Origin of the sequence: Caballeronia sp. LZ035 (assembly GCF_031451175.1) — a bacterium.
Lineage (GTDB): Bacteria > Pseudomonadota > Gammaproteobacteria > Burkholderiales > Burkholderiaceae > Caballeronia.
Genome location: NZ_JARUXS010000004.1, coordinates 146,628 through 167,882 on the forward strand (window position 1 = coordinate 146,628; position 21,255 = coordinate 167,882).

13 protein-coding genes and 1 pseudogene are annotated in these 21,255 nt (G+C 66.8%); 3 read left to right on the forward strand and 11 right to left on the reverse strand.

Annotated elements, in window-relative coordinates; all coding sequences use genetic code 11:
• The first annotated feature begins 34 nt into the window (after nt 1-34).
• The gene (locus tag QCE88_RS31035; protein WP_309909033.1) at nt 35-1,207 is read left to right on the forward strand and encodes a CaiB/BaiF CoA-transferase family protein; all 1,173 of its coding nucleotides are present in this window, start codon (nt 35-37) and stop codon (nt 1,205-1,207) included.
• Complete coding sequence (locus QCE88_RS31040; RefSeq protein ID WP_309909035.1) at nt 1,191-2,051, forward strand: CoA ester lyase; 861 nt, start codon at nt 1,191-1,193, stop codon at nt 2,049-2,051. The genes QCE88_RS31035 and QCE88_RS31040 overlap by 17 nt, the downstream gene beginning before the upstream one ends.
• Here QCE88_RS31040 and QCE88_RS31045 read toward each other — a convergent pair.
• The 3 genes and pseudogenes from QCE88_RS31045 to QCE88_RS31055 all read right to left on the reverse strand — a co-directional run bounded on the left by QCE88_RS31045 (nt 2,035) and on the right by QCE88_RS31055 (nt 5,010).
• Nucleotides 2,035-2,967, reverse strand: coding sequence for a LysR substrate-binding domain-containing protein (locus tag QCE88_RS31045; protein ID WP_309909036.1), 933 nt, complete (start codon nt 2,965-2,967; stop codon nt 2,035-2,037). The two genes, QCE88_RS31040 and QCE88_RS31045, sit on opposite strands and share 17 nt — an antisense overlap.
• A 484-nt stretch (nt 2,968-3,451) precedes the next feature.
• Nucleotides 3,452-3,985, reverse strand: a pseudogene (locus QCE88_RS42115) (hypothetical protein).
• A 341-nt stretch (nt 3,986-4,326) separates the two neighbouring features.
• Nucleotides 4,327-5,010, reverse strand: a complete 684-nt coding sequence (locus QCE88_RS31055) for a response regulator transcription factor (RefSeq protein WP_309909037.1) — start codon at nt 5,008-5,010, stop codon at nt 4,327-4,329.
• 137 nt (nt 5,011-5,147) lie between these two features.
• Between QCE88_RS31055 and QCE88_RS31060 the strand changes: the two genes are divergently transcribed.
• Nucleotides 5,148-5,342 carry a hypothetical protein gene (locus QCE88_RS31060; protein ID WP_309909038.1) on the forward strand — a complete coding sequence of 65 codons (195 nt, stop codon included), beginning with the start codon at nt 5,148-5,150 and terminating at the stop codon, nt 5,340-5,342.
• Between the two features lie 13 nt (nt 5,343-5,355).
• Here the strand turns inward: QCE88_RS31060 and QCE88_RS31065 are convergent, their stop codons facing one another.
• From QCE88_RS31065 to QCE88_RS31100, 8 genes are all read right to left on the reverse strand, one after another.
• Nucleotides 5,356-8,727 carry a DUF4157 domain-containing protein gene (locus QCE88_RS31065; RefSeq protein ID WP_309909039.1) on the reverse strand — a complete coding sequence of 1,124 codons (3,372 nt, stop codon included), beginning with the start codon at nt 8,725-8,727 and terminating at the stop codon, nt 5,356-5,358.
• A 19-nt stretch (nt 8,728-8,746) separates the two neighbouring features.
• Nucleotides 8,747-9,658, reverse strand: coding sequence for a hypothetical protein (locus tag QCE88_RS31070; RefSeq protein WP_309909040.1), 912 nt, complete (start codon nt 9,656-9,658; stop codon nt 8,747-8,749).
• Nucleotides 9,655-11,172 carry a hypothetical protein gene (locus QCE88_RS31075; RefSeq protein ID WP_309909042.1) on the reverse strand — a complete coding sequence of 506 codons (1,518 nt, stop codon included), beginning with the start codon at nt 11,170-11,172 and terminating at the stop codon, nt 9,655-9,657. The genes QCE88_RS31070 and QCE88_RS31075 overlap by 4 nt, the downstream gene beginning before the upstream one ends.
• Nucleotides 11,173-11,244: 72 nt before the next feature.
• Nucleotides 11,245-13,398, reverse strand: coding sequence for a phage tail protein (locus tag QCE88_RS31080; RefSeq protein WP_309909043.1), 2,154 nt, complete (start codon nt 13,396-13,398; stop codon nt 11,245-11,247).
• On the reverse strand, nt 13,395-15,311 hold the full coding sequence (locus tag QCE88_RS31085) for a putative baseplate assembly protein (RefSeq protein ID WP_309909045.1): 1,917 nt from the start codon (nt 15,309-15,311) through the stop codon (nt 13,395-13,397). The genes QCE88_RS31080 and QCE88_RS31085 overlap by 4 nt, the downstream gene beginning before the upstream one ends.
• The gene (locus QCE88_RS31090; RefSeq protein WP_309909046.1) at nt 15,308-20,527 is read right to left on the reverse strand and encodes a hypothetical protein; all 5,220 of its coding nucleotides are present in this window, start codon (nt 20,525-20,527) and stop codon (nt 15,308-15,310) included. Before QCE88_RS31090 ends, QCE88_RS31085 begins: the two co-directional genes overlap by 4 nt.
• Entirely contained in the window at nt 20,524-20,934 is a 411-nt protein-coding gene (locus QCE88_RS31095) for a GPW/gp25 family protein (protein ID WP_309909047.1), read from the reverse strand. Before QCE88_RS31095 ends, QCE88_RS31090 begins: the two co-directional genes overlap by 4 nt.
• A 12-nt stretch (nt 20,935-20,946) precedes the next feature.
• Complete coding sequence (locus tag QCE88_RS31100) at nt 20,947-21,243, reverse strand: PAAR domain-containing protein (protein WP_309909049.1); 297 nt, start codon at nt 21,241-21,243, stop codon at nt 20,947-20,949.
• Between the last annotated feature and the right edge of the window lie 12 nt (nt 21,244-21,255).

A 21,255-nucleotide genomic window follows, 5' to 3' on the forward strand; every position in this document is an offset into this window, starting at 1 on the left:
CGGGCATCGACACACATCACTACAGGAGCCAAGCATGCGGCCGCTCGACGGAATCAAGGTAGTCGCCCTGGAGCACGCGATTGCCGCGCCGTTCTGCACACGGCAGCTCGCCGATCTGGGCGCGCGCGTCATCAAGATCGAGCGGCCTGACGTCGGCGATTTTGCGCGCGGCTATGACAAGCGCGCGCGGGGCATGTCGTCGCACTTCGTCTGGACCAACCGCTCGAAGGAGAGCCTTGCGCTCGACCTGAAGAGCAGCGACGCCGATGCCATCCTGCACGCGCTGCTCGCCGATACCGACGTGCTGGTACAGAACCTCGCGCCCGGCGCGGCGGACCGGCTGGGCCTGAGCTACGAGGCCTTGCGCGAGCGCTATCCGCGCATGATCGTCTGCAACATCAGCGGGTATGGGCCGGATGGTCCGTATCGCGACAAGAAGGCCTACGACCTGCTGATCCAGAGCGAGGCAGGCTTCCTGTCCGTCACCGGTTCGGGCGACGAGGTCGCGAAGGCGGGGTGTTCGGTCGCGGACATCGCCGCAGGCATGTACGCGTTCACCAATGTGCTGGCGGCGCTGCTGCGGCGGCAGAAGACGGGCGAGGGCTGCCGCATCGACGTCTCGATGCTGGAAAGCATGGCGGAGTGGATGAGCTTCCCGCTGTACTACGCGATGGACGAACAGGCGCCGCCGCCGCGCTCGGGCGCCGCGCACGCGACCATCTTTCCATACGGGCCTTTCGATGCCGGCGACGGCAGCACGGTCATGCTGGGCCTGCAGAACGAGCGCGAATGGGAGGTCTTCTGCCGGCAGGTGCTGGAGCAGCCGGAACTCGCCACCGATGCGCGTTTCGACGCCAATCACAAGCGCGTGGCGCACAAGGTTGAATTGCGCGCCATCATCACCGCGACGCTGTCCACGATGACCGGCGCGGAGATCATCGCGCGTCTGGATGCGGCGGGCATCGCCAACGCCAACGTCAACGACATGCATGGCGTATGGCGTCATCCGCAACTGGAAGCGCGCCGCCGCTGGACCACAGTGGACAGTCCGGCGGGCAAGATGCCGGCGATGTATCCACCCGGCGTGCCGGACGTCTTCATGCCGCGCATGGACCCGATTCCCGCGCTGGGCGAACATACGGCTGCGATCCTCAAGGAACTGGGGTTCGCGCGCGCAGAGAACGAGGATTATGCAACGAACGCATGACGCCTCCGCAACACTGACGAGTGAACGCAGCTACCTGTTTGTGCCCGGGAACCGGCCGGAGCGTTTCGACAAGGCGTGTGCAAGCGGCGCGGATGCCGTCATTCTCGACCTCGAGGATGCGGTCGCGCCCGCTGACAAGGCGGCGGCACGCGAGTCGGTCGGCGCGTGGCTGGCGCAGGGCGGCCGCGCCTATGTGCGCATCAATGCCGCGGATACGCCGTACTACGCGGACGACATTGCCTGTCTTGTCACGCAAGGCGGGCTGAAGGGCGTGGTCGTGTCGAAGGCGGCGCAGGGTGCGCAACTGCATGAACTGGCCGCGCGTCTTCCGGATGGCGCGGTGCTTTTGCCGCTCATCGAAAGTGCCGCCGGCTTCGACGCGTTGCGCGAGATCGCCCGCTCGCCGCGCGTGGCGCGTCTGCTATTCGGCACACTGGATTTTCAAGTCGACACGGGCGTGCGCGGCGTGCGCGAGACACTGCTTTATTTCCGCTCGATGTTGACATTCGAATCCGTTCTGGCGGGAATCGGCACACCGGTCGATGGCGTGACCGAATCGATCGACGACGAGCGCCGCATCCTCGACGAAACACGCTACGCACGCGACTTCGGTTTCGGCGCGAAGCTGTGCATCCATCCACGGCAGATCGCGTCGATTCACGCGGCCTTCGACTACAGCGGGGCAGAACGCGACTGGGCGCAGCGGGTAATGGAAGCCCTGGCGGCAAGCCAGGGCGCCGCGACGACCGTCGACGGCAAGATGGTCGACGCACCCGTCGCGCGCAAGGCGCAGCGCATCCTCGGGATGGAGACGGATTGCGCGGGGCCTAGACCCGCAGCGTAATGCCTTGCCACGCGCCGTTCTGTTGCAACTCGCGGATCAGTTCGATCATCGTGTTGCGCACGGCCTGCGTGGCGGCGATCATCGGCACGGCCTTCGACCAGCACAGGCTCGCGGCACGCGTCATGCGCGGCGTCTCGATACGCGCAATCCGCGGCTTCTTCTGAAAGTGCCGCCGCGCCAGCGCCGACGCGGGCAATACCGTGCAGGCCATCCCGGACTCGGCGATTTCCAGCATCGTCGGCAACGAGTCGATATCCGCGACGATATTCAGATCCACGCCCGCCTGAAAGAAGGTGCGCTCGATTAGCAGCCTCAGACCGTTCGAGCGGCCGGGCGCGACCATCGGCATGTTCGCGAGCAAGGAAAGCGAGCAGGTATCGGCTTCGGCCGGCAAACCGTCGATGGTGCCGCCGACGACATACAGGTCTTCATCGAACAGGGGATGCACGGAAACGCCGAGGCTTTCCGTATCGCGGAACAGAATGGCGAGATCGAGTCGCCCGTTGGCGAGCAACTCGGTGATGTAGCCGCTCATGCTCTCGAAGATCTGCAGGCGAATGCCGGGGTATTTGTCCGCGATGCTGGTGAAGAGCGGCGTAGCGAGCACGGACGCGATGGTGGTGGGAAAGCCGATCGCGACGGTGCCCGATTCGCTGCCTCCGCCCGACTTCACGCGCTGCGGAATTTCGTCCATGCGACGCAGCACGTCGCGTGCGAGCTGATAGAGCGACTTGCCAGCCTCCGTGGCCGTGACGCCTTGCGGACTGCGGATCAGGAGCGGTTCCGCCAGTTCGGCTTCCAGCGTGACCATCATCTGACTGAGCGACGGCTGAGCGACGAACAAGCGCTCCGCCGCCTTCGACATGCTGCCCGAGTCGATGATGGCTACAAAATACCTGAGTTGGCGTACATCCATCGTAATGCCGGAGCGCGGACAAAGAAAAGTCGTATCCTGCACGATCTGACACGGTTTGCCTATCCTGACTGTCGTGCTCCACGTATTTATCTGACGCGCATCGATCGGAGTCGTACGGTGGCGAGTATTGGCATGATCCCGGTCGTGTTCATCGCGGGCGCTCCTCAAACGTTTGTCCGGCAAACAAGCTACGGCAACACACGGCATTTCTTATAGGGTCGCCTCCGATTTGCAAGGTGATTTTGCGTGGCGAGGAGGGTGATTGCGGACCTATATCCGACTCGATCGCGGGCGTGCCCGTCGGTCCTGATAGATTTCGCTGCAAAGGTCCTCATCTAATTGGCGGTCTTGAAGTCCGAGAAATGTCTCAGGCTTGCCTTTGGGCGGTCCAATCTGTCTTGCCATCGTTCAATCTACCCATGCAATCGTGGATGGGTTTTCAAGTTGCGGCGTTTGCTAACGGCGATGGCCACGCTTGATACGTTCATCCGTACGCAAGCAGCGCCCAAATCGTTCGTGCCATCTTGTTATTCTGGAGAGGCGGCGACGTGCTTCGTCATTGCGCCACCAATCCTGAATGCGACGTTTGAGCCGTTCGATTTGCTCGTCAAGCGTATGGAGTCGCAAGACTTGATCTTGCCGGATCCGGTGCAGGGCGATCACGGCCTGCTGATCGTCTTGATTGAGACGAACAGCATGCTGGGGCGCTGGGCGGCTTCTCAGATCGCGGCGATATAAGCCGCGTCGTTCTTGTTCGACTGCACGAACGGCCACGCCAACTGGGCCACTATAAGCCACACGTCGTGGCCGAGTCGTCCCAGAGTTCGGGCCCAATGATGAGCGCTGACGTAGGCCTCCTTGAAGACTCGGCAAGCCGGCTGGTTGACTGTGCACCTTTGAGCGTATTGTTGTGAACCGCGCCGCTTTGAGGATCGACGCAGCGAATCTGGAAGACGTCCTTGGACAGAGCGATTGGGATGATTAAACGTTCTATCTGGTTCTCCTTTGCGGCGGGCATGCCGAAAGCAATGTCGCAAGCTTCCGTCAACGGAGATGCGGCGACTGAAGACCGTTAGGGCGGGAGGCGACTATTCCATTTATTTGGCGGAAACGCGACATTCGAATCTGGGACATACAACAAAAAAATTGATCATCAACCTTATGTAAAATATAACGTCGACGCGAGCAGTGGGTGACAACCTTATCAATGCATTGCCCTAACGCCTCCCTACTGATACCGGGCAACCGAGTTCGACACGCTCGAAAACGCTCCAGCAACCATCTACCAGCCGGTCCCGGCAGACGGTCGGATGATACAGATCAATGAGATCGTCAAGTCGTTCGCGGGAGCCGCCGCGCTCATGATTTCGACTGCGAGCGCGCCGACTGCCGCCGCTTGGGCGATGACGTCGCGAGCCAGGGTGCCTCCCGCACGGTTCGCATCGCATGCATGCGGCCGGGTAGCTCGAGCTTGGAGAGAATGCTGTGAACGTGATGCTTGACCGTCGCCACGCTCAGGCACAATTCGCGCGCGATCTCCTTGTTGGTGAGTCCGCAGCCGATCAGATGCAGCACTTCGCCTTCGCGCCGCGTGAGCATCTGGTCGGAGACTACTCTTTCCGGTGTGCTGTCCATGCGAAACAGCGCGCGCAAGAGGCCACCGGAGATCTCCGCGGGGCACGCGAGCCGTCCCACCACCACATCGGAGAGCGCGATGCAAAGCGCGTCGATCGAGCAGTCACGCGCGACATAGCCGCTGAAACCCGCCCGTCCGCACCGGATGACCTCTTGCCGCTGTTCGGCGAGCCCGAGGGCGACCAGCGCAACGTCCGGCCATTCGACCGCCACGGCGCGCACATCATACAGATCGATGCCTTGTGTGACATCGATGAGCGCAAGGTCGGCCGAACTCGCGCCGAAGGCGTCGCGCAAGGCTGTCAGGTCCTTGACGACCGCTGTCAGCGTGATCTCGGGGCGCCGGCTGAAGCATGCCCTGAGGCCGTCACCGAGCAGGCGCACCGGAGTGAGCACGATGACGTTCATGGGCAACCCCGTGCTTGCCGAAACTGCGCCGCCCCAGTAACGTCAAAAAATGCAGAGCGATGGAACGCGCGAACCGGATGCGCGCGCACGACGCGTTCTAGTCGATTGGTTTGCAAGCAGGCCATGAGCCCTCCCGCATGCCCGGCATCATCGGCGCCGTTTCTGGCGGCATCACCGTCAACGGTTCTTCCTTTCCGGGAGCAGCGGTGCGAAACGTCCGATTCCCTTGTGTCGCTGGAATGCGTCCGAAAGCCTCGCAATTGTCGTCTGAAAACTTTATAGGACAGAGCAGTGGGTATTTCAATGTCTCGTCCGGCGCGGGAGTCGCATGATTAGGATCGCGAGTTAATCGAGCAGGGAGTCGAGGTCCTGCTTCTCGATCTGGTTCTCGCCCGCGATGATGCGCTCGCTGACTTCTCCGATGAGCCTGGTGCTCTGCGCCTTGCTCAGCCCGGACTTCTCCGGCGACAGATCGGCCCAGTTGGCTTCCTTGCCGGGCGCACTCGCTTCCCGCATCTCCACGACATCCCGATGCAGATCCAGGCGGAGCTCCGCAATGACCGCGCGTCGCTGCTCCAGCACGGTCGCGTTCTTCGCCACCTTCTTCTGGACGCGATTGATGAACTCCTGCTTCGTGGCCTTGCCCTTGCTGCCATAGGTCGCGCCAGCCTGGTGCCGGACTTTGTACAGATTGATCGCATAACCCTCCTGAGCACGGTTAGCCGCACGGGAATACAGGTTGCCCTTGGGATCGAAATAAGGGAACTCGCGCGCCGCCTGCAGCACCGCGGCCTGGGGCTGATGATCCGCCGTAAAGTTGTCGCCCTTGGGCTTGGGCATCGACCCATATGTTCCGGTGAGACCTTCGAGCAGATAGCGGTCTCGAATGTCGACGGGCAATTCGCCCGCCCCGACAATCTTGCTGATGGCCGCCGAGACAGCGACGTTCTTGTCAAGCAACTGCTTTTGCAGCTCGCCCAACGCGGCTTCGTGCCCGGCGCCCTTCTTCTGCGCTGCGACGACCTCCTTGATCAGCCGCTGCGCGGCGGCAATGGCCGTGCGGGCCGCCGCGATTTCCGCGGTCTTGCTCCTGGCAAATTCCGCGCCCCGCTTCTTGACGTAGGCATCGAGGAACGCTTCGGCGGCCATTTCCTGGCTCGCAATCGCCAGATGAGGTTCTGCGCCCTTCTCCTGCACGAATACCGAATGACTTTCGCCGTCTTCGTCCTTGAACCCGGATTTCACGGCGAGCCAGTTAAAGAGCTTTCCGACTACCTCTTTTCCCACCGCCACCGCGCGTTGTGCGCCCGCCTTGACCCAGTTTGCGGCTTTGGCGATCCACCCGACGAGCCAGTCGAGCGCCTTGTCGAACGGAGCGCGCACCTTGTTGAAGACGCCCATCAGTTTGTCGGCGACCTTGCCGAGGCCAGCAAAGCCTGCGAGGAAGTTGATCGCGAGGGAAAGCCCGCTCGCCAGCGCGCCTTCCACACGCGCCACCGCCGCACCGATGTTTCCGCTCGCGATGGCGACGATTGAATCGATGTAGCCCGCGACGAGTTGCGCGATGCTCGACAGCTTGCGCACGAAGACCATGACGGTGTCGTAGATCGAGATGATCGCGGAGATGAATCCGGCGCCCGGAATGAACATCGCGATGAGCTTCGGAATCGCGCGTTTGACCACCATGTCGACGACGAAATCCTGAATGCCGCCAATTACCATCTCCTTTAGATCGGCCAGTTGCTCCTTGATCTGGTCCCATGCTGCGGCGGGCCCGTCCCGCACCAGCGCGACCACGATGTCGAACCCCGTCTCCAGTCCCTTGACGAAGGTTTCGTTCGTCGCCTTGACGAGTTTTTGACGAAGGTTCGCCCAACTGAGCCCAAGCACCGATAGAGCAAACTTGGCGATCTCGACCAGCGAGAACGCACGCGGGATGTAGATGCCTGGCAGTGAGCCGGTCAGCCAGTCGATCAGACCGGCCTTGAGATGATCGAGGAAATGATCGGCAAAATTCAAGAAGCCTTGCTTCGCCGCCTTGATGAGGTTGCCCACGAAGGGCAGCGGATCGCGCAGGATGCTTCCGAGCGCCGCACCGGTGCGCTTGATATAAGCGAGCGCTCCGGGACTGACCGAATCGAAGATGATCTCGAGCAGGTTCCAGACCGCCGTCGCGCCCCAGTTGATGAAGCGCCCCGCGAAGCCTCCGAACACGCCGGCCAGTTTCCCGAACGCGCTCGGTATGAGAATGATGTCGACGACCTCGAGCGCATGGAATGCCTGCACGAACAGCCCGGGAATTTCACTGATGAAACCCTTGAGCGCCGCGATCGCTCCCTTGAACCACGCGAAGGCCCGCGGCACCGCCTTGGCTTTCTGCATGTTGTCCCAGATCTCGTCCTCGCCGATGAACTTCATGAACGCGCCCAGCAGCGATTCCGGATCCTGCGCAACACTTTCGCCTGTGATCGGATCCTTGCCCATGACCGCGCAGAGCAGCGTGTAGCCGTTCGTCGTGCGTGCGAATGCCGCGATCGGCAACAGGATGGCATCCTTGATCAGTCCGACAATACCGTCCTTGAGGGCGATCGCGAACGCGGTGATGCGCGCGACAGGCCGGTCGACGATGGCGCGCGCGCGATTCCAGAGATCACCGGGATCGGTCAGATCGGAAAGCGTGAACTGCTGCAGGAAGCCGTCGATTTCCTGCGACACGCCGCTGCCGATGTCCTTGAGCGCATCGAATTGGTCCTGCGCCCACGCGCTCACCTTGGCAAAGACGCCATGACTGTTCAAGGCGTCGGTGATGAACGCGCCGCCGGGAATCAGCTCGATGGCACCCTTCAGGATGTTGCCCGCGCTGCGCTCGACGCGCGCTCCGCTGATCGGATCGAAGCCGATCACGACGGTCAGCATCGTGTAGCCTGGGATGTGGCTCGCCTTGTCGGCGAAATATTTGCGCGGATCCGGAATCTCGATGAAATCACGCTGTATGTGTGTGCTCTCCCGCGTGGCCACGCGGGGTGGGTTGTGACGCTGCGGCGCCGCCCCCTGCTGGATCGTGTGCGCGAGCTCGTGCGCGATCAGCTCGCGGCCCTGCCCGCTCTCCGGCCGGAACTTGTCACGCCCGAAATACACATGTTGGCCAATGGTGAACGCATGGGCATTGAGCCTGGCGCTTTGCCGGGCGGCTTCTTCGTCGGTATGCACGCGCACGTTGCCGAAATCCGCGCCGAAACGCGGTTCCATGAAGCCACGCACGGTCGCTGGCAAGGGCGCGCCACCGCTCGCGGCAACCTGTGTGGTAGCGGGCGGCGTTGCGCTCGGCGGCAGCGCGAGGGACGCCGGAGCGTGCGCGCGCTGCACCTTGCCTTTGCCGGACTCCTCGTCGCGCCGCACGTCCGCGCGGCGCGCGGGCTCGCTCATGCGGGCGACCTTGCGCGCGGTTTCGCTGGCTTCGCGCTCAGCGGGATCAGACGGCGTCGACACGCGCGCGCATTGCACCGCCGGTGGCGCGCGCAGCGACACCGGCACGGGTGCCGAGGCGCCGCTCGCGCGCGACATCAGCGCCTGCGCGCCTTCGACGCCCCCGCGCTGGCGTAGCGCCTGCGCGCCTGCCGCCGACGCGCCAGTCGGGCCGCCGCGCCGTGTCGCCGCAGGCGCCGCGCGGCGCGCGATCACGGGCGTCCTGGCCTGTCCGGTGCGCGTCTGCGCCATGATGGCTCCGCAGCGCCGTTCAGCGAGCCGCCGGTTGGGGGTGCTGCTCTTCCCACGCGACCGGATCGCGCATGAGCACCGGACGCACGAAGCGTCGCACGCGATGATCGATGCGCCAGTTGCGCGCGGCCGGATCCGCGGTTGCGCCGTTGCTGGTCTTCTTGTCGATCTGCGTGGCTTGAGCGAGCGCCAGCACGACCCACTGATTCGTGCAGTCGCAGCAGTCGCACGCGCACAGCCCGTCGTAGTGGTCCTTGTAGCAAGCACTGGCTGGATCGGCGCAGCGGCAATCGGTCTCCACCGGCGAGGGGGCGCCCCCACCGGCCGCGCGGGAGCGCAACGCCATCGACGTATCCGCCGCCGGGTCGTTCGTGTCGTCTCCGAGTTGCCGGCCCCCCCCGTTGTTGCTCTCTTCCTGGCTCACCTCGCCGGACGGCATCTCGCATCCGCATACGCACCGCGGGCGCTCGCCAAGCACGCCGATTTCGTAGCAGTCGCGCTCGCGCGTGCAGACTGTCGTGTCGGTGTCGTCGTCTTCACAGGAACATACGGACGAACGCGGCGCGCAGGACTTGTCGGTTCGTCGCAGCACGACCCACAAAATCGACGGAACCTTGCGCGCACCGCATGCGGGATCGAGCGTCAGCGTTCGCGATTGCGGGACGTGGATCGGGTCACCGTGACAATCTAGCGCCACGCCCGGACCGACCGTTAGTCTCACGCCATCGCAGAACGGCTGCACGCTCACACGCAGGCCGCATACGACGCCGCAGCCGAACATCGTGCGGAACAGCAGCCGGCTCAGATCGCGCGTGTAGTCGATCGCCTGATTCAGGTCATCGTCGCGCAGAAGCAGCCCTGGACTGAAGCGCGGCCGCACTAGACTTGCATTGCCCGTCACCGGGTCGGTTATCTTTCCATTCGCGCTCATGACGAGGCTCCTCCAGAAGATGGAGACGATGCGACGGGTTTCTGCTTCGGCGGAAGTTCGGGACGGCGCGCAACCGTGAATACCGACAAGAAGGTCCCGCCGGGCACGCCGCTCCCCGCCGGCACGGCGCCGCGTGCGCCGCAGTCCACCGCCTGCTGATTGCAGTCCACGATCAGATCGCCATGCACCTGCACTTCGATATGCGTGACGCCATCAAGAAAAATGCTGTCGCGCCCGCGCATGGCGCTCTCGAGCCATCCGCCGTTCACAACCATCGTTGCGCGCCGCGTGTACCGGCCGGTGGCATCCTTACCCGGGACGGGGTCGGTCTGCACGGCCACGATCGGCACGCGCTGAACGCCCCACCACTTGCCCTCGTCCTCGGGACCGATGACCGTTATAGCGAAGCAGGACGGCAACAGCGTGCCGGCGAGCACCGGGCGCGAGAACTCCACCCAGAACAGCGCCGTGACGTATTCGGGTTCGTCGATGCCATCGGGTCCGAATGCCTTGGAAAATGCATCGAATGAGGCGGGCTGGGCCTCCGTGACAAGACTCTCCCAGCCGAACGCGCTGATGGTCGTGAGGTCGCAGCCGCGTACCAGGTCGTAGAGCGCATCATTTCGCTTGACCAGACGCCTCGGTCCGCAGGCGTCGAACACCGATTTCAGCCGCCAGCCGCCGCAGCGGGCATCCGGTTCGAGCGTCACGCAGGCAAGCGCCACGCCGTTGCACAGATCCGCGCGGGTGATCTCGTCGAGGTCCTGCAGGCATTCGCACGGCGGGTTAGGCGACAACGCGGTGAGGTGTTCGCACAGGCACTGGCTGCCGCCCCGTTTCGGCGCGCCCGTCCGATCCGCGTGCGTCTCGCAGCATGGGCCGCTGCCGCAATCGCAGGTCAGTTCGCAAGGGTGATCGATGCAGCACCCGGCACAGTCGACACGCTGAAGCGAATAACACACCGTCTCGCAGATCTGGTTCCACTCGCAGCGCTCGCAACTGCACGGATCGCGCAGCGTGACCGGGCCGATGCGGCGTTCGGCGTAATGGACCTGCAACAGCCAGCACTCATCGGCCTTCGGCTGCATCGACGCGATGCCGCCTGTTGCGCCGCCACCCGTCGTTCGCACCGGCGCGCCTTGCCTGTCCAGCACGACGAGATCGTCGAGCGTGAGCGTGACGGCGTCCGGCTGCACCAGTTCGCGGCCCGCCTCGTCGAGCGCGAGACCTTCGCCGATCTGGAGCGTGCCGGGTTCCGACGCGCAGGACGAGGCGTCGGCGGCGGGAATCGCGATGGGAAAGCCATACACGACTCCCCAGCCGTGAATTGCGCGATTGAGCAGTCTGCGCCGACCGATCAGATAGCCCTGCTCGACGCCGAGTGCGTCGGGCGTCATGCGCTTGCCGACGAAATAACGATTGCGGCTGCCGGAGACGCACGCCGCGTCGGCGCACTTGCCGGGACGCGCGGTACGCGGCGTCGATGCCGCGCCGTTGGCGGTGGGCGTGTCCATGATCATGTCCTCCTGTGCAGCAATCCGGTTTCGTTCGGGTCGTCAACCCCTCATGACCGCGCGCGGCGCGCGTCAGTAGAGTGAACTGTCCGGCGCGGCGCCCGCACCCCGCAGCGCGCTGCCGCGTCCTTCCGTGAGACGCGCGACGCCCGTGACCGCGTTGTCGCCCAGGCGGGGAGCGGGGGGGGCCTCCAGCACGAAATCGTCGAGTACCGGAACGCTGCGGTCCGACGTCGCGCCCCGCCAGCGCAGCTTCACGCGTACGTTCGCCGGCACAAAGTCGCCGATCAGCGCCGCGAGCCACGGCTCCCAGGCCACCTGCTCGCGCGGGCTCGCCATCAGTTCGATACTGATGCGGCCGACGAAGCGCTGGACCGGATTGGAGGCGGAACCGGTGTCGCTTTCCTGCGGCAGACGCGCGCAGCCGAGCACCGCCTTCATGCCGAGTTCGGTCGCCGTTGCGGGCAGGCCGCCGAGCATCGCGGGCAGCCGGCTGCCCGCGCACTGCGCGCCATTCAGTCTTGCCATGCCGTAGTCGGCGGTGTAGTCGACGATTCGAAAACGGCGCCGCGAGCCAGGAGCCGCATCGGACAAGAGGCCGTCGAGCAGCGCTTCGACGCCCGTGCGCGTGCCGCGCGCCGCCATGATGGTTTCCGCGCGTGCGAGGATGGCACGCTTCTGCCCGGGCGAAAACGCGTCGTCCCACGGCAGGCCGAGCCAGCGCGCGACGAAATCGAGCCACGCGTCGGGCGCGGTGTCCGGGCTCACATTCGCGGCCATGTGCGCGATGCGCGCATCGAGCGATTGCGTGGTGGATTCGAGCAGTCCGACGAGCGAGCGCAGGAAGCCGCCCCCGCCGTCCGCGTCGTCCCGCCGGTACACGGCGGGCAGTTCGTCGAGCAGCGTGCCGCCTTGATACAGCACCATCAATTCGGAAAGCGAGGGCATGCCCGCGCCCGCCGGCGCGCTCAACGCAACGTCCACCCATAGCCAGGCGTCGCCCACGTCGAAGAGCGGCGCGGACAACGGCACGGATTCATCCGCAAGCGGTGTTTCGTCGCCGTGGAAGCTCAGCGTCTTCCACGGCCCGAGCAGGTCTCGCAGCGCGCGCTGCCGCCGTGCGCGCGTGAGCTTGCCGTTGCTGGCGATGCTCTGCGCCTGCGCCAGCCGCTCGGGATCGTCGGTGCTCGCCCAGGCAATCTCGAGCATGGCGCCGGGCGGCAGATGCACCCGCGCATCGATGCGGAGCCAGCGCGCGGTTCGGTCCTGCGACGGCGAACGGAGCGGCGGCGTCAGGAGCTCCGCGCGCGTATCGGACGAGGCCGGCGCGCCGGCTGCGCCCGCCTCGAAGCGCACGAGGCCGCGCGCGTCGGCAACAACGAGCCGGGACCGGTCGCCCGCGATGCCCGCCGGCCGTTCGTCCATGATCAGATCGGCCACGAGCTCGCCCTCGGCGTCGAGCGTGAGTGCGTGATGACGGCCACCCATGGGCGCGCCATCAGTGCCGGCGATGAATAGCCGCGCGCAGGCATCGCTGGACAGCGCCCACGCGTCGAAGCACGGACGCAGGCCGGCGATCAACATGCTGAAAGCGAACTCAGCCGCGCCGGCCTTCGTCACGAACCCCATGAGCGCCGGACTCGGCGAGGTCAGCACGACAAGCCGCTCGCCGCGCGCGAGATACGTCAGTTGCACCGCATCGCCCGCGCCTGGCAGGTCGAAGCGCGCCACGAGTCGTCCCGCGCAGTCGACATGCGCGACTTGCACCGCACCGTCGCGCCTGAGCAGCGCGAAGACGCCGTCGCGGGCATCGCCGGCGATATCGACGATTTCCGAATCCGCGATATCGACGACGAAACGCCGCGCCAGGCCGTCGATATCGAACGCGGCGATTGAGCCTTCGGCGCTGCCCGCGGCCCATAAGATGTCGGCACCTGCGACGAGACGTGCCGCCTGCGCGATTTCCACGGGAGCCGTCACCTCCGATGACGTGGCGTCCGCGTAGGCAAGCCGGTACAGACGCCCGGTATCGTCGCGCCATAGCAGATCGCCCGCGCGCGTGACCGCCGGCGCGTGGCCGCCCGCCGACGAGAGGCGCACCGCCGCGCCCGGATAGGGCGCGAAGGGCTGGAGCCCCGCGGCCGAGATATCCGCGCCTGTTCCGATACAGGCGCCGAACTGTGCCGCCGTGGCGAAGCGGTATCCGTCGAGGGCGGGCTGGCTCATTGCGCCCCTCCCGCCGCGCGTACGGCTTCGATCGAGCTCAGCGAGAAATCGATGCGCGGCAAACCGTGGCGCGCGACCTTCACTTCATCCACCGGCGTTCCGTCCACGCGCACGAGCTTCAGGGACTGCACACGCCGCACCTCGGGAAGCCTCTGCAGCCACGAGACGACATCGCGCCGTGTCAGCGACAGCCCGAAGGGCCGCTGCGGCGCGACGGCGGTGCCCCCGACGAGACTGAGCCGGTTGCGCAGTGCGGTCTCGACCGCTTTGGCGACAGCGACGGGATCGCGTTCGTGAGCGCTTTCCACACGGCACACGACGCCAAAGGTCACATAGCGCGGCGCGACGACGGCAAGCTGCGCGCCCAGCGGAATGCGCGATGCGAGCCGCTTGCGTACGGCCTCCAGCCAGCGCGGCGTCTCCGCTATCGCGGCCGGTTCGACACCGCCGGCGCGCGTCTGCATGGCGACCAGCGTCAGCGTACCCGCGCGCGGCGCGCCCGCGCGTGGCTGCAGCATCCATGTGCGCCCGACGGCCAGTCCCGGCAGCGCCAGCGCGGCGCGCTCGAGATCGGCGGCGCTCACCAGTGGATGCGCCTCCTGCGCTTCGCGCCGCGCCTCGCGCCGGTCGTCGCGCCAGCCGGAAAGCGCCGCGCCGCCTGCGACCGGATCGGGATTGACGCCGATCGCCACGTCAAAGCCCTCCACGGCCCAGCGGCGGTTGCGCGCGACGTTGCCGGCGGCCCCATCGTTCACGCGATACGATGCGAGAATCTGCGCGCCGGCTGGCGGCACGCTGCCATTGACACCATTGCCGAAACGCGCCCGGCCAGCCACGGGATCAAGCGAGTAGACGCGGTCGTCCGGGCCCCACTCGCCGAGGCGTTCGACCTGACGCCACGTCGCGAATTCGCCCTCTCCGGCGACTTCCAGCACGACGGCCGGGCGCTGCGGATCGAACGCGATCCCGGCCGCCTCGAGATCGAAGCTCTGTGCCGGAAGCCCTTGCGCGACGTGCAGTTCGCGCTTGATATCGCGACCCTGTTCGACCGGCAAGACGTTCGGCTCGATGCGCACGATCCTCGGCGCGCGCTCGAAACCGCGCGACGCGCGAAATTCGAGCGCGACCGGCGGCGCTCCGCGATCGACGCCGGAGACATCGAGCACGCATACGCCGGTGCGCAAGAAGCCGCCGGTCGTGTCCTCGACGACGGGCAGCACGCGGCGCGCATCGGCTCCGACGAGCGTGACTTCCACAGGCGCGGCGGGTGTCTCGTCATCGCGCGGAGCGTCGTACGGGCCGTCCACCCGCACGCCGATCGCGAGACGCGCGTCGCCGTCCGGATCCGGCGGCAGAAAAGGCATGTCGCCTGACGGCTCAAAGGTCATACGCAGGATATCGCGCGGCCCAGCGGACGCGCCGAACGGCATGAACGCGAGCCGGCCGCGCGCATTCGCGGCAGTCTGATCGACGACTCCGCCACCGGCGAGATGCGACGTCAGCGATATGATGCGCAGGGGCGCAAGCGCGATTGCATGCGTGAGCGAGAACGCGGGCACCGGCGTATCGACGACATGCACGAGCGCGTCGCGTGGTATCAGGCGTGGATGACGCGACGCGGCCTGCGCACCGGCGTCGCCGTGGTCCGGCCAGATCAGACCACGCGCCGGGCGCGGACCACGCGGCGCGAGCCCCATCAGCCTCGCGAAGCCCGCGCGCTCGTCGCGGCGATCGCGGCCGAGCGCATACAACTGTGCTTCGGCCACCCATGCGAGCAATTCCAGCAAGGTGACGCCTGGGTCATGTGCGTTGTAGTCTGTCCAACCCGGCGCGAGCGCGGGCAGGCGCGAACGCGCCAGTTGCATGAGATCGTCGAAGCGGCGATCGAAGAGATTGGGCGCGAGCCGGTTCATTCGACGGCCTCCACGATGTCGAAGGCGATGCGAACGCCGTCGTCCGCGATCAGAGCCAGCTCGTCCGGCGCCAGCGACAGGGGCCACGGCGTTTCGTCGCCTTCGCCGTCCACCTCGAACAGCGCGCTGGCGACAATCCCGCGCAAGTCAGGCGCGTCAAGCAGCATCCCGGCGATATCGTCCTCGCTCGGGCTCGAGCCGAGCGGCCATGGACTTGCGTCATCCGCCGACGGATCGAAGCAGGTGCGCAAGCGGCGCTTGACCCATGTCGCGAGCCGGCCCGTGACGTCGAGCGTGGCGGCGCGCAGCGTCAGCTTCACGCGCAGGCGGCGCGGCACGGGCCCTTCGATCCGCAGTGCCCCGGCCGCGCCGATCCAGCCGGGCGCGACCTCGAGCAACGCGCGCCTCAGTTCGCGCAGTTTCGCGCGCGGCGGCGCGACGGTGTCGCCGCGCATCACGACGACGAGCCGCACGCTGCCGCGCTCGACGACGCAGCGTGCCTGCGCGATGTCCGGAAACCATTCGAGCGCGAGATCTTCGAAATCGCGCGCAGACAGCGCCCGGCCGCGATGTCTGAGACGCGCCGCTCCGAAGCGCAGCACGCGTCCGGCGTCCTCGGGCGCGACGCCGCCGGCAGATTGATCGGCGGCGATGGCGGACTCGACATTCTCGATCGGTGTAACCAGATTGAGCGGCGCGCCCGCGACGACCTGATTCGCAGGCACGACGCCGTCCGTAGCGGGTTCCGTGCGCTGATACGCGAACGCGACGATCGAGCCCTCGCCGATTGGCGGAATCATGCCATGCAGGCCATCGCCGAACGTGATGACGCCCGTGTCCTCATCGAGCGCATAGACGCGCGCTTGCGCGTCGCAATCGGCCGGGTCCGGCACCGCGGTCCAAAGCACCCAGTCGCCGGGCAGATTCGGCTCGGCGCTCTTGACGCGCTGCGAATCGTCGCGCAGCAATGCCTCGCGATCCTCATCGCCGAGCGGCTCGCGCACCCGCAATTCGAGAGAGTCGCGCAGCAGCGGCGGGCGGGCGAGCTGCAACGCGAGTCCGGGCGCTCCTTGCGACGAACCGACCAGTTCGCGCGTCAGCGTTTCCGCCGCGAGCGCCCAGGCCGCGTTGAGATAGACGCCGCGCAACGACGGCCGCCAGGCGCCGGCGGCAGTGGCGGGCGTCAGGCGGACCCACGACAGACTACGGCCGAACAGTTCGGCGGGCGTCGGCATGACCGCGAGCGACATCGACACGATGCCGGACTCGCCCAGCGCACGCGTCTCATCCGACGCGATCAGCGGCGTGAAGCGGCCGCCAGCGAGCGCGTCGAAAGCGAGGGGCGCGAACGCGTCGTGCGGCCGCTCCTCCTCGACGCGCATCAGGATGTTCACCGGCTCGCCGGACAGCCTGCCGTTCACCCCGACGAACAATGCCCGGCGATCGCCGCGTGCGTCCGCCTGAGCCGGCGTGTCTTCCGGCCCGGACATGCCGGGCGCGCCGGCCTGGGGCGCGCACCGTCGCGAGAGGTCTTGCGCCGGGTCGTGGCTGCCTCCCGCGCAGCCGCCGCAGCAGGCCCCGTCCGAAGACCCTGGCTCAGGCGTGATACCCGCGCGGTCGATTTGGCGCAGCGTATAGGCGAGCGGCGTGAACACATCGACCGATGCATCCTTCGCCCGGTTCGCATCGCTCTGATCGCGCAGATTGCCGCTGTCCTGCGTCAGCACGAAGGTCGGCAGCGCGGGCTGGTTCACCTCGTAGCTCACCCGGATATCGGTGGCGAAAGGCGCGCGTACGCCTTCTGTCGTGCGCGTGACGGTCTGCACGGTGCCGTCACCGAGCAGTGCGGGCCGCGTCAGAACCGTGACCGTTTCCTTGCCGAAGTCGCCCCCGACGAGCCGGGTGCGAATCCAGTAATTCGTGCGTCCCGCCCACGCGAGCGGCGCGAGATCGCTCTGAACGACGAAGCGCACCGGTCCCGAGTTACGCAGGTTGCCCGTGTCTTCTTGCGTGAGCGGTAGCCGCCACCAGCCGGTGCCATTCCAGTACTCCCACGAAAGCGCCGGATTCGACGACGTGTCACCCAGTACCTGCACCCAGTCCGACAGCGTGCCATCGACGAGGAACGACACAGCCGCCGCGGCGGGCGCCGGTTTTACGTCCCACGCGGCATCGAGCGCGAGCCAGCGGGGCAAGGGCGGCTGTTCGTCGCTGCTGGCGAGCGCGCTTACGACCTGGCGCGTCGGCACGAGATCCGGGAAATAGAGCGCTCCATGCGTGAGCGCGGTGAGCGGCCACTGGTTGTTGCTCGAGTCGAGGCGCAACGCCGGATGCAGGTTCGCGGCAAGCGGCGCGGCGTGCCAGTAGACGAGCTTCTTGTTGCCCGACGGCGCGGGCAGCGGCTGCCTGAGCACGGCCACTCGGTTCTCCGAGACCGTTTCGACCTCGAACGCGCCGAGCGGCCGGGTGTTCGCGCCGTCGCGGGCGATGACGAGCCAGAAGGGCACTTCGGGAAGGTCTGCGTCGTCGTTGTCGAGCGTCATGTTCTTGAAGGGACCGGACGCGGACGGGTCGGAGTACGCGCCGGCAAAGGGCTGGCTCGCCGTCCTGGCGAGCAGCAAGCCATCGGCATGAGAGGGTTCCGGGAGCGATTTATCCAGTAGAAAGAAATGCTCACTCGCATGCCGGCCGCGCCCGATCACCGGGACGGCATCCGCGAGACGGGCCCAATGGCGGCTCTTTGCCACCAAGCTGACGATCGTGTCGCCTGCGTCGAGTGCCGGCGCGGGATGCGGCACGGCCAGCGCCGAGACAAACGCCTTCACGGGCGCTGTCAAGGGCGGGGCCGCGGCCGTATAGCGCGCCGCAAGCACCGTGGCTTCGTTGGCGCCCGGCATGAGCGCGAGGTCGGTCAACGCTGCCACGTGCCCTGCCGGTAGGCCCACGCCCGCGTCGCAAGTGGACGCGAAGACGATGCCGCCGTACTTCGGATCGGACGGACGCCAGCTGAGCAGGGCCGTGTCCGCGGCGTCAGCGTCGGCGTCGGACGACCTGAGCACGCCACGCACCGTGACCTGGCCATTTTCGACGGCGCCATCGAGCGCGCCGCCCGTCAGCCTGTACGGTTCCGGCAGCTTAGCGCTGGTCGGGTCGCCGCCCTGAGTTGTCGCCGAGAGGGCCCGGCCGTCCGTGCTCGCGGCGACCGCCAGAAGCTCGCCGCCCGAGCGTTGCATGCCGAATGGGACAACTGCGGGTTCAATGCCGGTGAGCATGGACTGTAGCTTTCCGGACGCGTCGGCGGCTTGCAGCGACAACCCGTCCGCCGCGTCGTCAACGATCGCCAGAAAGTGCTCGGGCAGCGTGTCGGACAGTTCGTGCCGAACCTGCGCGATGGATTGGACGTGCAGCGCCTCGTCGCCCACACGCGACCACGTTTCGCTCTCCACCGGCACCAGCTGGTAGAGGCGGCCATCACGCAGGGCAACCAGAGTCGCGCTGCCGCGAACGCCCAGCGCGTGCGATGCCGAGACCGTCACGAGACCCGTGACAGGCGCGTCCGGCTGGTTCGGGTGCGGCGGCGCGCCGAGCGCGAGCCAGTCTTTCGACGTCCCGTCCGGGCGAATTCCCGCCAGGACGAACACCTGACCGGACGCCGCCAACGCCACGCTCAACGTGTCGCCTTCCGTCCACATCACGGGAGGAAAGCTCATCGGCGCCGGATTCACGCTTCGGCCCGGCGGCATGACCGGCTCCCGCAGTCGCACGGCGGTCAGCGTGCCCGTGCGGGTGTCCTCGCACAGGGTATAGAGATGCAGCGCGCCTGCCTTGTCGACGCCGGCCAGCACGCGGCCGATCGCGCCGGCATGGATCGCGCTGAAGGAAACAAAGCGTCCGTCGGCGAGGTCGAAGGCCACGGTGGCCAGCGCGCCCTTCTTCGAGAACGCCTCCGCGCATCCGATGTACAGCGTGTCGAACATGCGCGGCTCGCGACCGAGCGGATAGAAACCGCGCGGCGTATCGGGCGTCGAATTGACCATGACCTCGACTTGCGGCTGCGCGGACGCGCCGTCCACCGGCGACCCGAACGGCACTGCAATGTTGTTTTGCGGCGTCGCGTTGATGCGCAGCGCGATGCCGTTGGCTGTCAGCGACGGCATCGCGCCCTCGAGATGCGCAACGCGTGCGCGGATCCAGCGGGCCTGCGCCCCCCCTAGCTGCAGCGGCTCGACCTCGCCCGCCTGCTTGACGAGCACAAGCGCGTCCTCGCGCTGCGTCTCCGCTGGCTTCAACTCACGCCAGTCCGACCTGGCGGCGGCATCGTCCACGCGTTCGCCGACGTCGCCTTGCGTGTCCTTTGCCGGTTTTGCCTTGCTCCAGATTTCCCATGTCACGCCGGCGCCGAGCGTCTGCGCGCCGACTACGTCGATGACAGCGTCGGCCTCGATGTTCAGCAGGTCGGCATGACCGAGATAGAGCAGGTGCTGCTGCTGGTTGCGCGCGCCGTCGAACGGCGCGAAGGCATCGACACGAACGACGTCCGTTCCCGCTGCCAGGCCGTCTCCCGTCTGCAACGGCGGATCGATGCCCACGAGATCATCCTTTGCCGAGGCGATGCGGTATTGCGTCCCGCCGATCGCCACGATCATGCCCGGCGCCAGGTCTGCCGGCGCATCGAGTTGCAGCGTGTTCGCCTGCGGCCCGGCGAAGCTTTTCAGGCGCCAGCGGTCGGGCGTCGGGGGGCGTGGCGCGGGATCGCCCAGCCCGGGCGGCGCCAGGTAGAACGCGTCGGCGGCCGGATCGACGGCGATGACCGCATCGGTGCGGCCCGGGACGATACATACGTCAGCCTGCGTCTCGAAGGTGACCGTCGCGTCCCGGACGTCGGTCTGCATGCGCACCGGCGGCGGCGCGGGCACCGGTTCGAGGGCCGTGTCGGCGAGCTTGAAGACCACCGGCACGCGCGCCGGACGGGCGGCCGCCCCGCGCACGCCAAGCCAGTCGAGAAACGCGCGAGAAAGCTTGTCGCCGCCCCGGTCCAGCCGCTCGGCGACCTCGGCGCTCAACCGGGCCGCAACTTCCAGCAGCGCGCGCCCGAAATCGCCCTCATTGTCCTCGAAGCCCCATGCAGGCAGCCATACCCGGGCGCGCGCGAACAGCTCCCGACGGAAATCGTCGAAGCGACGCGGCTCCAGCCCGGGCGGCTTGCGCGCATTCATGGCCGCCCGCCCTCGCGGAAGTAGAACGGAAACACCAGGTTGCCAATCTGATTGGTCTTGCGCACGCGATATTCGAGCTCGATGAGCAGCAGTCCGTCGGCGTCCGGATCCTCGTCGACGTTGACGTTGAGCACCTCGACGCGCGCCTCGCAGCGACGCAGGGTTTCCTCGATGTTCGAGCGGATGCGCTGCAGCGCCGTGCTGTCAATGGCGGCAAAAACCAGTTCGTGGATGCCGCAGCCGAAATTCGGCCGCATCACCCGCTCGCCCGGCGCGGTCTCCACGATGATGCGGATCGACTGGCGGATGTCCTCCTCATACTCGGCGCTCGCCACGAGACCGGTGCGCGGGTCGAGCCGAACCGGCATCGCCCAGCCACGTCCGAGAAAATCCTTGCGCTCGTCCATGATCTCGCGCCCCTATCCGATTAGCACCGTCGGCTCGCCCTGGACGATCGGATTGGGTGCGCCCGCCTCGATCACCAGGTCGCCCTGGCGCGCAGCCGGCACGCCCCCGATCGTCACCGTCATACTCCCTGCGCCGACGACACCGCCCACGTGCGGCTTCACGCCGTCGATGAGCGGACACTGCATCGCGTCGGCGGTCGCACGCCAGGCCGGACGGCCGCCGATCAGCACGGTCGGGCAACCCGGGCCCGGGACGAGGGGGAAACCGTGGCCGGTGAGATCCATCACGCGTGCGGCAGGCTGTCCCATGTCTTCATCTCC